Origin of the sequence: Rhodanobacter ginsengisoli (assembly GCF_042657065.1) — a bacterium.
Lineage (GTDB): Bacteria > Pseudomonadota > Gammaproteobacteria > Xanthomonadales > Rhodanobacteraceae > Rhodanobacter > Rhodanobacter ginsengisoli.
Window position 1 is genome coordinate 439,465 of sequence record NZ_JBHSNF010000001.1, and the last position, 12,184, is coordinate 451,648.

10 protein-coding genes are annotated in these 12,184 nt (G+C 66.9%); 5 read left to right on the plus strand and 5 right to left on the minus strand.

Going from position 1 to position 12,184, the window contains the following annotated elements; all coding sequences use genetic code 11:
* Positions 1-38: 38 nt before the first annotated feature.
* Complete coding sequence (locus ACFPPA_RS01745) at positions 39-1,613, minus strand: tetratricopeptide repeat-containing sulfotransferase family protein (protein WP_377316674.1); 1,575 nt, start codon at positions 1,611-1,613, stop codon at positions 39-41.
* 195 nt (positions 1,614-1,808) lie between these two features.
* Here ACFPPA_RS01745 and ACFPPA_RS01750 point away from each other — a divergent pair, with 195 nt between their 5' ends.
* Together ACFPPA_RS01750 and ACFPPA_RS01755 are read left to right on the plus strand one after the other, a co-directional pair.
* Positions 1,809-3,140 (plus strand): aspartyl/asparaginyl beta-hydroxylase domain-containing protein, encoded by a 1,332-nt coding sequence (locus ACFPPA_RS01750; RefSeq protein WP_377319419.1) that lies wholly within the window; start codon positions 1,809-1,811, stop codon positions 3,138-3,140.
* A gap of 560 nt (positions 3,141-3,700) precedes the next feature.
* Positions 3,701-5,191 carry a tetratricopeptide repeat-containing sulfotransferase family protein gene (locus ACFPPA_RS01755; protein WP_377316676.1) on the plus strand — a complete coding sequence of 497 codons (1,491 nt, stop codon included), beginning with the start codon at positions 3,701-3,703 and terminating at the stop codon, positions 5,189-5,191.
* Between the two features lie 88 nt (positions 5,192-5,279).
* Here ACFPPA_RS01755 and grxD read toward each other — a convergent pair whose 3' ends face one another.
* The 4 genes from grxD to ACFPPA_RS01775 form a co-directional block, all read right to left on the minus strand.
* Complete coding sequence (gene grxD / locus ACFPPA_RS01760) at positions 5,280-6,203, minus strand: Grx4 family monothiol glutaredoxin (RefSeq protein WP_377316678.1); 924 nt, start codon at positions 6,201-6,203, stop codon at positions 5,280-5,282.
* A gap of 77 nt (positions 6,204-6,280) precedes the next feature.
* The gene (locus ACFPPA_RS01765; protein ID WP_377316680.1) at positions 6,281-7,138 is read right to left on the minus strand and encodes a UDP-2,3-diacylglucosamine diphosphatase; all 858 of its coding nucleotides are present in this window, start codon (positions 7,136-7,138) and stop codon (positions 6,281-6,283) included.
* A gap of 94 nt (positions 7,139-7,232) precedes the next feature.
* Positions 7,233-7,856: an SGNH/GDSL hydrolase family protein gene (locus tag ACFPPA_RS01770; RefSeq protein WP_377316682.1), complete on the minus strand. Its 624-nt coding sequence runs from the start codon at positions 7,854-7,856 to the stop codon at positions 7,233-7,235.
* Positions 7,857-7,874: 18 nt separating this feature from the next.
* Positions 7,875-9,122, minus strand: coding sequence for an aminotransferase class I/II-fold pyridoxal phosphate-dependent enzyme (locus tag ACFPPA_RS01775; RefSeq protein WP_377316684.1), 1,248 nt, complete (start codon positions 9,120-9,122; stop codon positions 7,875-7,877).
* A 166-nt stretch (positions 9,123-9,288) separates the two neighbouring features.
* On the opposite strand from ACFPPA_RS01775, the gene rsgA reads away from it, so the two are divergent.
* From rsgA to ACFPPA_RS01790, 3 genes are all read left to right on the plus strand, one after another.
* A complete protein-coding gene (gene rsgA / locus ACFPPA_RS01780) occupies positions 9,289-10,344 on the plus strand; it encodes a ribosome small subunit-dependent GTPase A (RefSeq protein WP_377316686.1) in 1,056 nt (351 codons plus the stop codon).
* Positions 10,345-10,411: 67 nt separating this feature from the next.
* On the plus strand, positions 10,412-10,885 hold the full coding sequence (locus ACFPPA_RS01785) for a hypothetical protein (RefSeq protein ID WP_377316688.1): 474 nt from the start codon (positions 10,412-10,414) through the stop codon (positions 10,883-10,885).
* Entirely contained in the window at positions 10,882-12,171 is a 1,290-nt protein-coding gene (locus ACFPPA_RS01790) for a flavohemoglobin expression-modulating QEGLA motif protein (RefSeq protein WP_377316690.1), read from the plus strand. Before ACFPPA_RS01785 ends, ACFPPA_RS01790 begins: the two co-directional genes overlap by 4 nt.
* Positions 12,172-12,184 lie beyond the last annotated feature (13 nt).

Genomic DNA, 12,184 nt, shown 5'->3' on the forward strand with positions numbered 1-12,184 from the left:
GGGCGAGGTGAGTCTCGACACGACCGCCCCGCGCCCTGTCAGTCGCGCCACGCGGGCAAGTCCAGCGCGGAACGCAGCGGATCGAGCAAGGCGCCGTAACGAGGCGCCCTGGCGGTGTTCGACATCAGCGGTTGGCGCACCTGGGTGGCACTGGGCGAGCGCACCTCGCGCGTGTTCTCGTGGAACCGCAGGCAGGCTTCCTCGAACGGCAGGTCGCAGAACTCCAGCAGCTGGCGAATGCGGGCGGTCGGGTCCGCCAGCATGGCCTCGTAATCGTGGATCAGTACGCGCGAGGGATGCAGGTTCTGCCAGTGCCGCAAGCTGCGGTCGTAGTCACGCCAGAAACTCGCGAGATCGTCGAAGTCCCGGGTGTATTCATTGTTGTCGAGGCGCTGTCGATAGCACGAAAAACAGGTTTCCAGCGGGTCGCGACGGCAGCCGATGATGCGCGCGCCCGGCAGCATGGCGCGGATCGCACCGAGATAGATCCAGTTGCCCGGAAGTTTGTCGGTGAAGCGCGGCCGCGTGCTCCGCCAATAGGCGGTACGTTCGAGGTAGCGGCGGCCCAGCCGCTCCCAATCGGCGGGTTGCATCGCATTGACCCATTGCGGAAAGTGCTGGCCACGACGTCGCGATTCTTCAGCCAGCACCTGAGGCAGGTCGGGCAACTCACCGGCACCGTTCACCAATGAATGCGATGCGAGTATTTGCTCGACCAGGGTCGAGCCGGAGCGTGGCAGGCCGACGATGAAGACAACCTCTTCGCCCAACATCCCCGGCGCACCCGCGGGCGGCGGCGTAAAGACCGCATTGAGCGAAGAAATCGCCGTGGAGTAGCCCCGTCGGTCCCAGGTCCGGCGACGGCGTGCAATCGCATTGGCGGTGGCCAGCGCCTCGAGCGATTGAGCGTATTGCCCGGTATCGTCATAGGCCTTGGCCAGGGCGAAGCCGATCGCCATCAGATCGTCGTCCGTTGCCTGTGGCGCAAGCAGCGCCTGCTGCATCTGCTGGATATCTCCTTCGTCAAGACGCTGCGCTCTGAGATCGGCCAGCCCCCACCACGCCATGCCGGCCCAGGGTTGCTCCGCGATCACCCGCCGATACTCCGTAGCGGCCTGTCCGGCTTCGCCACGCATGCGCAGCATGTCAGCCAGCAGGGCTCGTGCCGGCATGTGATCGGGGGCAATCGCCACGGCCCGTTGCAGTGCGCCCAGCGCCTCTTCGTTGCGCACCGAACGCACCAGCATCACGCCCAGGTTGTACCAGGCAATGGCCATGTCCGGTTGCAGTTCGCAGGTGCGTCGCAGGGCGGTGATGGCAGCATCGTATTCGCCGGCCTGGCCGAGCAGGGTGCCCAGGGTGTTGTGATAAGCGGGATCGTCAGGCCGCTGCGCCAGCGCGCGGCGCATGGTGCGGACCGACTCCTGGTGTTGCCCCTGCATACCCTGGATGCCGGCCAACATGCGCAGGACTTCCGGATGCTCGGGGTGCTCCGCCGTGACGCTGGCCAGATAGAGGCTGGCCTGGTCGACACGACCGGCATCCAGTGCCTGCCCCGCGGCGACCACTCGTTGCGCGGCAGTCACTGTCAATCCATCGAGGCGTGTAGTCATTCTTCACTCCGGGTTGCCGGCGGCGGCGCCATGGCCGCTGTTCCGATGCGTCGTATTCCGACCAGAGACCGTACTGCCCGTGACTGGCCGGGTATGTGATGGAGGCATCGCGCGAACGCGTATTATGCCTTTGTGGCCGGCCCGTAGACGCAGCATGGTGTCGGTACCAGTCAACGAGGGAATGAAACCGGAATGATGAACAACTTGCAGCAGGCAACTCCCGAGACATGCCGGTCGATGGCGATGGAGCATTTGCGTCGCGGCGAGGCCGATCTGGCCGAACAGTGCTTTGCCCGTCTTCACGGAATCGCGCCGGATGACGTGCAGGCGCTGCAGTTCCTTGCCGATCGTCATCTTGCCCGCAATGACCACGCGCAAGCGATCAAACTGTTGCGGGACGCCGACCGGGTCAAACCGGAAGACCCCGCCGTCCTGAGCCAGCTGGGTTCGGTCCAGCTGGCAGCCGGCGATTTCAGCGCCGCCGCGGTCAGTCTCGGGAGCGCGCTCGCGCGGACACCGCAGGCCTTCATCACGCGTCTGCAGCTGGGTATCGCGCTGGAGCAGCTGGGGCGTGCGCATGAGGCACTGCAGGCCTATTTCACGGCAGTGCGAACGGCGCAAATGAAAGGGCGCTGGCTTGACGATGCCACCACGGCGCCGGTGCTGCGTGACGTGGTGAAGTACGCCATGAACTACGCCAACGAGGGGCGCAAGCGGTTGTTCAACGAGGTGCTGGACCCGCTGCGGCAGCGTTACGGCAGGTCCGAACTGACACGGGTGGAACATGCCCTGGCCATCTATCTGGGCGAGCAGCCGAAGAGCATCCCGGATCAGCGTCAGAAGCCGAAATTCCTCTACTTTCCGGATATTCCGAGCCAGCCGTTCTATCCGCGCGAGCGCTTCCCCTGGCTGGAGGCGCTGGAGGCGGCGACCGGCGCCGTGCGTGAGGAACTGCGCGCGGTGTTGTCGGAGGATCGTCAACTGGAACCGTTCCTCGGCGTACAGTCTCCCGAAGATGCCAGGGAGATGCTGCGTTCATCCAGTGATCGGACTGCCGCCTGGGATGCCTACTTCTTCTACCGTCACGGCAAGCGCTACGACGCACATTGCGCCGCCTGTCCGCAGACCACGAGCTTGCTCGACACCCTGCCGCTGGTTCGCATCCGCGATCATGCGCCGGAAACACTTTTCTCCGTACTGAGTCCGGGTGCCCATATCCTGCCGCACACCGGCGTGACCAACACGCGTCTGGTGACTCATCTTCCGCTGATCGTGCCGCCCGATTGCGCTATTCGCGTGGGTGGCGAGGACCACGTCTGGCGGGAAGGTCACTGTGTCACCTTCGACGATACCTTTGAACACGAGGCGTGGAACCGCAGCGGCGAAACCCGGGTCGTGCTCATTCTGGACAGCTGGAATCCGGATCTCAGCGAGGCCGAGTGCCTCGCGGTGACGGACCTGGTGGAGGCCATCGGCGATTTCAACCAGGCGAGTGAGGCAGCCTCGGAATCCCCGACACCGGCCTGAGCCCCCTGGAGCCGCTCGAATCGCTTCGGGCCGAGATGATCCAGGGTGGAATGGAACCGTTGCCGAACCCGCCAATTTCAGTGCGGTGCCATTCGTTTGCCGCGGCTGGCGCCCGGGTAGCGTAGCGTTCGGCAGGGATCTCGCCACCCGCAGGGGCGGGCGCCGGTTCCCCGTTTCGCTCGGTACGCCGATCGCGGTGTGGCGCACGGGACCATTGGCTCCGGCACGCCCGCACCTGCGGGGGCAGCGACGGGATGCCCGGGACAAGATCCTCCTGCGAGGAAGCCCGTTGGCTCGCCCGCCAGCGGAACCGGCCGGCGTCTCCCAGGCCCGCCTCTTGCCGGACGAGGCCCAAGCTGGCGCGCCGAAGTTCAATCTGAGAGCATGGTGACTCAATCGATGACGAACGCAGATGCGTTTGCATGCCGTTCGGGTCATTGGCCAACTCACTGCTGCTTCGCCCTGATTCGTGACAGCAATCGCCGGCGCAATCCAAGATGTCTGATGCAACAACCAAGTACTGGGATCGAGCCCAGCGCTATCTTCTCAATGGCCAGACCATGGCCGCACGCATTGCTCTGGAGTCCCTGCTCCAGCGCAATCCGGTGCATGTTCCCTCGATGCTGGCCCTTCACGCCATTGCATTGGAGGATGGACGGGTGCAGGCGGCCACTGCGCTGGCTCTGACCGCCGTGGAGCATCTGTCGGACGATCCGGAGTTGATCATCGATGTGGTGGATGCGCTATTGCAGGTGGGCGAAACGGTGGTGGCGCGGGACACCCTGGAACATGCCGCCCTTGCGCGAATCGGCGACGCCGCCATGCTTGCCCGGATGGCCAAGCTGCGCCGCATTCTGGGCGACCATGAGGGATCATTGGCCTTGCTGAATCGCGCTGACGCCGCGGGCATGAACAGCCCCGAGTTCAGATTCGATCGTGCGCATGCGCTGATCTTCAACGGGCATCTGCAGGAGGGGGAGGCCGAACTGGAAGCGAGCCTTCGCCTGAGGCCGCTGGACGGCATGACGACGCTCTCACTCTCCAGGGTGCGCAAGCAGACCAGCGAGCGCAATCACCTGGACCGATTGAGGCAGCAGTTGCAGCAGGTCGCCGCGGGGACGGACGACCAGGCGATCCTGCTGTTTGCGTATTACAAGGAACTGGAAGATCTTGGTCGCTATGACGAGGCCTGGGATGCGCTGGAACGTGCGAATGCGGCCATGTATGCACGCCAGAACCATGATCCCGATTATGCGTGGCGCTTGTTCGATGGCCTGATCGAACGCTGCACCCCGGAATTTCTGCAGCCCGCGGATGTGGTTCACGAAGGGCCGCAACCCATTTTCATCATCGGCATGCCCCGCTCCGGGACGACGCTGATGGAGCGCGTGATCAGCAACCACTCACAGGTGACCTCCGCGGGCGAACTCTACGATTTCGGGATGCAGCTTCGCTGGGCGGCGGACAACCAGAGCATCCTGGACGAACGCGTCGTGGAGCGATTGCCCGGACTGGACTATGCGGATATCGGGCGCCGGTACCTGAACCGGACCCAGTGGCGCGCTCAGGGCACGCGGTTTTTTGTCGACAAGATGCCGCGCAACTGGATGCTTGCCGGGATGATCCATCGCGCCTTGCCGCAGGCGCGGATACTCAACATGGTGCGCGATCCCATGGACGTGTGCTTTTCCAATTTCCGCACCTGGGTCATGGGCGAATCGTTTCCGTGGAACTACGACCTGCAGGCGCTTGCCGCGCACTATCTGCAATACCGGAAGGTGCTGGCCCACTGGCACGCGGCCATGCCGGGGGTCGTCCATGACGTGTCGTACAGTGAACTGGTCAGGGATCCGGAAGCTACCACCCGCAAGGCGCTTGCGTTCTGCGGTCTGGAGTGGGAGCCGGGCTGCGTGGATATCACGAGCAACAAGGCAGTGGTCGCGACCCTCAGCGCCGCCCAGGTCCGCGAGCCGATCCACCAGCGCTTTTTCCAGGAGTGGCGGCACTACGAGAAGCAGCTGCAGTCGCTTTACGAGGCTGTCGCCCTCTGACGGGGGCAAGACCCCGTTCGATGGTCAGGCCGGGCTTCGACCGGCCGATGCGTCTCGCAGGCTCACTGCGTCGCCGCTTCCCGCTCGCTCAGTACCTCGGCACGCTGGAATCCACCTCGCGCGCCCAGGCGTCCATGCCGCCTTCGACGTTGTGCACGTTGCTGAAGCCGTGAGCGGCGAAGCGCTCGGCCATGCCGCGGCTGGAGATGCCGTGGTGGCAGATGAAGGCGAGCGGGGTGTCCTTCGGCAAGCCGGCGAGGCTCTCGTAGCCCTCGTCCTCCAGCACGCGCGCCTGGGCCAGCGGAGCGGCCTGGGCACGACCGGCGGCAGGCCGCACGTCGATCAGGGTGATGTCGCCGGCGGCGAGCCGCGCCTGCAATTCCTGCACGCTGAGCGACTTGATCTCCTGCGCGCCCGGGAACTTCAGGCTCAGGCCCTCGCCCTGCACGGTGGACACCCAGTCGATCACGATGCCCTTGGCGCGCTGGGCGCTGGCGGGGTCGAAATGGACTTCCAGGCCGTTCGCATGCGCCACGATGTCGTGTGCGCCGGCCGGTGCCAGCTGGAAGCCGGCGCTGTGGTCGGGGCCGATTTCCAGGTGCAGCGCCACGCCCTGTGCGTTCGCGGTGCCCTGGCGGATGGCCTCGGCGGCGGCATCGGTGATGGTGATCTCCGGCGGCGTGCGATCCGGCGCGGCCGCCCCGAACAGCGCGTGCAGTTCGCCGCTGCCGTACATCTGGCTGATGATGTCGGCGCCACCGACCAGCTCGCCTTCTACGTAGAGCTGCGGAATCGTCGGCCATTCGCCATACGCCTTGATGCCTTCGCGGATTTCGGGGTCGTCCAGCACGTTGACCGTGTAGTAGTCGGGCAGCAATTCGTTCAGCGTATTGGTGGCGGCGGCGGAGAAGCCGCACATCGGTTGCTGCCGGTTGCCCTTCATGAACAGCACCACGCGGTGGTCCTTGAGCAGGGTTTCGATACGTTCGCGGGTGGTGGTGTCGAGGGACATGGGGAAACTCCGGGCAAAGAAGGCAATGATACGCCCGCCAGATATGCGGCGATCCCGCCCGCCTTCAAGGCCGCCGTTCAGGCGGCCCGGTGCAGTTCGCTGAGATCGCGCCGGCACAGTCCCAGTGGCGCCAGCGCGAGCGCGGCGGCGGGCGAGGGCCAGACCAGCTCGCGGCTGGCGCGGCCCAGCGCGGTCGGCCGCTCGCTCCAGTGGAACAGCTCCATCGCCCCGGTGTGATCCTCGACCAGCGCGGTGCAGTGCTCCACCCAGTCGCCGTCGTTGAGGTAGAGCACGCCGCCCAGCTCGCGCACATGGCCAAAGTGGATGTGACCGCAGATGTGCCCGTCGAATCCGCGTGCGCGCGCATCGCCGGCCACACGCTCCTCGTAGGCACGGATATAGGCCAGCGCCTTGCCGATATGCGACTTGACGATGATCGAGAGCGGCAGATAAGGCAGCTCCAGCCGCTGCCGCACCACGTGCAGGCGGCGATTGCCCCAGCAGATGAAGCGATGCATCGCCTCGCCCAGCTGCAGCATCCAGCGCCGGCCGAGCTGCTCGGGATCGAATTCGTCGCCGTGGCTGACCCGGTAGCGACGGCCATCGGCCCCGACATGCACGGCCTCCCGCTCGATCCTTATCCCGCCGAAATTCTGTCCATGCAGCGCGCGCATCGGTGCATCGTGGTTGCCCGGGATATAGGTCACCTCGACCCCGCCACGGGCCAGCCGGAACAGCTCGCCGATCACCGCGCTGTGCGTGGCATGCCACCAGGGTCGCTTCGCCAACGCCTCCATGTCGATGATGTCGCCGACCAGATAGAGCCGTTCGCAGCGCAACTGGCGCAGGAAATCGAGCAGGTAGGTCGCCTTGCAGTCCGCCGTGCCCAGATGGACATCGGAAATGAACGCGGTGCGGCAGTGGAAAGTCTTCATGGCGCGGATTCCCCGGTGGTTGCCGGGGCGCCAGTATGCGGACGTCAAATCACCGTGCGATGGCGAACAGGTTGCAGCGGCGTTGCCGCCCCGCTCAGTCCGGCGAACGCAGCGCCGCGTCCGCCACCGGCGCGATCCGCTCGACCCACAAGGCGTACTGCGCCGCTGAAGGGTGCAGGCCATCGTCGGCGACGAGCCCGGGGTGGCTGCGCGAAATGTCGGTGATGTCGACGAACCGGGCGCCGCGCCGCCGGGCCTCGTCGCGGGCCGCCGCATTGTAGGCATCCAGCTCGGCGGCGATGACCGCGCGGTCGCGGCCCTGCTCGCCGGCAAAGCGGGTAACGCCCCAGTCGGGAATCGACACCACCAGCACCCGCCCGGCCCGATCGCCGGCCAGCGCGATCGCGCGGGCCAGCAGGCTGGCGAACTGCTCGCGATAGTCATCCACCGGACGGCCGCGATACTGGTTGTTGACGCCGATCTGCAAGGTGACCAGCGCGTGCGCGGACGCCAGCGACGCCGCATCCATGCCGTGCGCCAGTTCGTCGGTGGTCCAGCCGGTGACGGCCACGATCTTCGGCTCGTCGATCACCCGGCCCGCCTGGCGCAGCTGCCGCACCAGCACGGCGGGCCAGCGCCCGGAGGCGGCCACCGCTTCGCCGATGGTGTACGAGTCACCGAGGGCGAGATAGTGCGATGAAGTGCTGGCAGGCGTCATGTGGCGACGTGCCGGGATTCAGGCGACCGCGACGACGGCGGTATCCGACTGTTCCCGCGCCATCCGCGCCAGCACCCGCTCGATGCGCACGAAGACCTCGTGCAACTGCACCGGCGGCGGCAGCAGGGTCAGCCGGAAATGGCGGCTGCGCGGCACGTTGAAGCTGCTGCCCGGCACCACCAGTACCGATTCCTCCTCGAGCAGGCGCAGTGCGAACGACTCGTCGTCGAAGCTGACGATGCGATCGGCACGTACCTGCGGGAAGGCGTACAGCGCACCGCCGGGGGTCACCAGCTCGAGATAATCACTGGCGGCCACCCCTTCCAGCACGGCGCGACGCGCCTCGTGCAGGCGCCCGCCGGGCGCGGTCAGGGCGCCGATGGTGGCGGCGCTCTGCAGCGCCGGCTGCACCGCCCATTGCGCGGTCACGTTCGCGCACAGGCGCAGCGCGGCGAGCAACTGCAGGGCATCGCGATACGCCGTCGTGCGGGCGGGATCGCCGGACAGGCTCATCCAGCCGACCCGGTAGCCGCAGGCGCGATGCACCTTGCTCAGGCCGCCAAAGCTGAGGCAGGGCACGTCGCCGGCCACCTCGGCCAATGGCTGGAACGTTTCGCCGTCGTAAAGGATTTCGTCGTAGATCTCGTCGGCCAGCAGCAGCAGCCGATGGCGTGCCGCGATGGCCGCCAGGCGCTGCAGCAGCTCGCGCGGATACACCACGCCGGTGGGATTGTTCGGATTGATCAGCACCAGGGCACGGGTGCGCGGGGTGATCAGTGCCTCGATCTCCTCCGGGTCGGGCAGGTGGCCGTGCTGGGCGAGGCAGCGGTAATAGCGCGGCTGGCCGCCGTTGAGGATCGTGGCGGCGCTCCACAAGGGGTAATCCGGGCTCGGCAGCAGGACTTCGTCACCGGGGTGCAGCAGCGCGCGCAGCGAGATGTCGATCAGCTCGCTGACGCCATTGCCGATGAAGATGCGTTCGGGCTCGATCCCCCGGGCGCCGCGGGCCCGCTGCTGTGCCGCGATGGCTTCGCGGGCGACCTCCAGTCCCTGCTCGTGGCCGTAGGCCTCGCTCTCATGCAGGTGGCTGGCGATCGCCTCGCGCAGGTGCGCTGGCGCCTCGAAACCGTAGCGACCGGGGTTGCCGATGTTGAGCTTGATGATGTCGAGGCCGGCCGCCTCCAGCTCGCGGGCGCGCCTAGTCAGCGCGCCCCGAATCTCGTAGCGCACGTCAGCCAGGTGCGCACTGGGTGTGATCGAAGCCAACGCCGGTGTCCTAGGTGAGGTCAATGGCCGGCGCCAGTGCCGGTCGGGTCGATGCTAGCAGCGTGATGCACTGCAGCGCGAGGCCCGTCGGGGCCAAATCGCGGTTCATCGTCTGGAAACCTTCTGGCAGGGCATAATCACCAGACCATGCAGACAGACCCTCGCCATGAGTGATGCCGAAACGATCGAACGGCTGCGGCACATCGGCTGGCGCGGCGACACGCTGCCCGATGCCGGCCTGCGCCTGGCCCGGGTAGTTGCCCAGCACCGCGCCGGTTACGAGCTCCACGATGGCGAAACGCTGTTCGGCGCGCAGCCGGACGGGCGCTTTCTCAAACGCGGGATCGATCCCGGCGAGCGCCCGGTGGTCGGCGACTTCGTCGAAGTGGTCAGTGGCGCGCCGCCGCATATCGTCACCGTGGCACCCCGGCGCACGGTGCTTTCCCGCGCTGCTGCCGGCGAGCGCTACGAACGCCAGCTGATCGCCACGAATATCGACTACGTGCTGGTGCTGACCGGGCTGGACGGCGATTTCAACCCGTCACGGATCGAGCGCTACCTCTCGTTGACCGAGGACTCCGGCGCCCAGCCGGTGGTGCTGTTGAGCAAGCTGGACACGCGCGAGGACGCCGCCGGGCAAATCACCGCGTTGCGCGCGCGGCTGCCGGATACCACCCCGATCCACGCCCTGAACTGCAAGGACCCGGCCAGCGCGTTGCTGCTGGCGGCGTATCTCCAGCCGGGCGACAGCGCGGTGCTGGTCGGCTCGTCCGGCGCGGGCAAATCCACCCTCACCAACACGCTGCTCGGCAGCGCCACGATGGCCACCGCCGCCGTGCGCAGCCACGACAGCCGCGGCCGCCATACCACCACCCATCGGGCGCTGCTGCAGTTGCCCAGCGGCGGCTGCCTGATCGATACGCCCGGGATGCGCGAACTGAAACTCACCGGCGAGGAAAACCTCGACCTGTTCGCCGACATCGAGGCGCTCGCCGAGCAATGCCGTTTCGCCGATTGCGGCCACGGCAGCGAGCCCGGCTGTGCGGTGCAGGTGGCGCTGGACAACGGCGAGCTGACCCCGGGCCGCTGGCGCAATTACCTGAAGCTGCACGACGAGCGCGAGGAGCAGGCGGCGACGCTGGAAGCCCGACTGCGCCGGCAGCGCGGTGGCCGGCCGATCGAGCAACCGCGTGGGCATCGCGGGCAGCGCGATCGGGATTGACCGGTCGCACGCTGTCGGCTGCCCGGCGGTCGGTTTACTATCGGGTCGAGCCCCCATGGATTGCCACATGCGCCGGTTGTCCTCCAGCTATACCGTGTTCTACAAGCGCGTGCTGCCCTTCGTCTGGTTGCTGCTTCCGCTGTTGTCGGCCTGGCTGCTGTGGAACATCCCGGCGCATGCGCAACAGCCTCGCTGGCCCGCTCTTTTTCCGATGCTGGTAATCCCCGCGATCGGTCTGGTGCTGTTCAAGAAGCTGATCTTCGACCTGGTCGACGAGGTCTGGCTCGATGGCGAGCAATTGCTGGTGAAAAGCCGCGGACTGCAGGCACGCATCGCGCTGGCCGACGTGGTCAACGTCAATACCACCAGCATGACCAACCCGCGGCGCATCACGCTGATGTTGCGCAGCGACTCGCGCTTCGGCCGCAACGTGAGTTTCATCCCGGCCAGCCCGCGCGGCTTTGCCTCGGCGTTCAAGCCCGATCCGATCGCCGTCGAGTTGATCGGGCGAGTCGATGCGCTGCGCCAGGTCCGTCGATGAACGCCGATCACGGCGCGCTCGCGCCCGGGCTCAGGCGCTACGCCGCGCTCGACCAGCGCCTGCTGGCGGCGGTCCGCGGCATCCATATCCTGGGCACGGTAGGCTGGCCGGCATCGCTGGAAAACCGCATGATCGAGGCGTACGGCAACGGCCGGTTCGCCCTGCCGCAGGTGCACTACCGTCCGCCGGATCTGGCCGAGGCCCGCGCCGAGCTGGCAGCGATCGAGGCGGCCGCCGGTGGCAGCGATCCGCAGGATGTCGATCCGCTCGGCGACTACCTGCGACGCACCGCCGAATCGTGGCGGATCGCGGCACAGATGCTGGAAGCCGTCGGTACCAGCGAAGTCACCGCGCCGTCGATCGCCCTGTACGGCAAGCCCGGCGACCTGATTCCCGGCAGCCAGCGCAGCAACCTCGATGCGGCACGTTATTTCGTCGAGTTGTCCGATGAGCTCGGTGCCGATCTGCTGGCCGACGAGAGCAGCGTGAACGTGCCGGCCGACGTGCTGCAGGCGGAGCTGGCGCTGACCCTGGATGCGTTTTTCGGCGCCGGCCGGATCAGCGTCGAGGTCGATCCCGAGCTCACCGCCAAGGCCGCCGCCGGGGCCACCCGGATCCGCCTGCGCGGCGGCGCCAGCTTCAGCGAGTACGACCGTCATCAACTGCTGGCGCACGAGGCCTACGTGCACTCGCTGACCGCGCTGAACGGCCGCCGGCAGCCGCTGCTGAGCTCGCTGGGGCGTACCTCGCCGCGAGTGACCGCCACCCAGGAAGGGCTGGCCGTGTTTGCCGAGCTGATGTCCGGTGCGATCGACATCACCCGGCTGAAGCGGATCAGCCTGCGCATCCTGGCGATCGACATGGCCCTGAACGGGGCCGATTTCGTCGAGGTCTACCGCTATTTCAGCGATCGCGGCCAGAGCGTGGCGGACAGCTTCCATTCGGCGCAGCGGGTGTTTCGCGGCGTGCCGCTGGGCGGCGGCGCCGCCTTCGCCAAGGACAACGTCTACCTGTCCGGCCTGCTCACCGTGCACACGTTCTTCCGCTGGGCCCTGAAGCAACGCCGGATGGATCTGCTGCGGCACCTGTTCGCCGGCAAGCTGGCGCTGCACGACGTGATCAGCCTGCAACCGCATTTCCAGTCCGGCGCGATCCTGCCGCCGTTGTGGCTGCCGCCGTGGATGCAGCACGTGCACGGGCTTGCCGGCAAGCTGGCGTTTTCGCTGTTCGTCAACCGCATCCACATGCACCGGGTGCAGGAAGACGAGCTGCTGCTGAGCGTGTAGCCGTCGCCTGCGG

Bases quoted from the DNA above. Each gene is read 5' to 3' on its own strand.
- ACFPPA_RS01750 (WP_377319419.1), top strand. From the start codon at position 1,809: ATGAACAACTTGCAGCAGGCAACTCCCGAGACATGCCGGTCGATGGCG.
- ACFPPA_RS01770 (WP_377316682.1), bottom strand. From the start codon at position 7,856: ATGACGCCTGCCAGCACTTCATCGCACTATCTCGCCCTCGGTGACTCG.
- rsgA (WP_377316686.1), top strand. From the start codon at position 9,289: ATGAGTGATGCCGAAACGATCGAACGGCTGCGGCACATCGGCTGGCGC.
- ACFPPA_RS01785 (WP_377316688.1), top strand. From the start codon at position 10,412: ATGCGCCGGTTGTCCTCCAGCTATACCGTGTTCTACAAGCGCGTGCTG.
- grxD (WP_377316678.1), bottom strand. From the start codon at position 6,203: ATGTCCCTCGACACCACCACCCGCGAACGTATCGAAACCCTGCTCAAG.
- ACFPPA_RS01755 (WP_377316676.1), top strand. From the start codon at position 3,701: ATGGCCGCACGCATTGCTCTGGAGTCCCTGCTCCAGCGCAATCCGGTG.
- ACFPPA_RS01745 (WP_377316674.1), bottom strand. From the start codon at position 1,613: ATGACTACACGCCTCGATGGATTGACAGTGACTGCCGCGCAACGAGTG.
- ACFPPA_RS01765 (WP_377316680.1), bottom strand. From the start codon at position 7,138: ATGAAGACTTTCCACTGCCGCACCGCGTTCATTTCCGATGTCCATCTG.
- ACFPPA_RS01790 (WP_377316690.1), top strand. From the start codon at position 10,882: ATGAACGCCGATCACGGCGCGCTCGCGCCCGGGCTCAGGCGCTACGCC.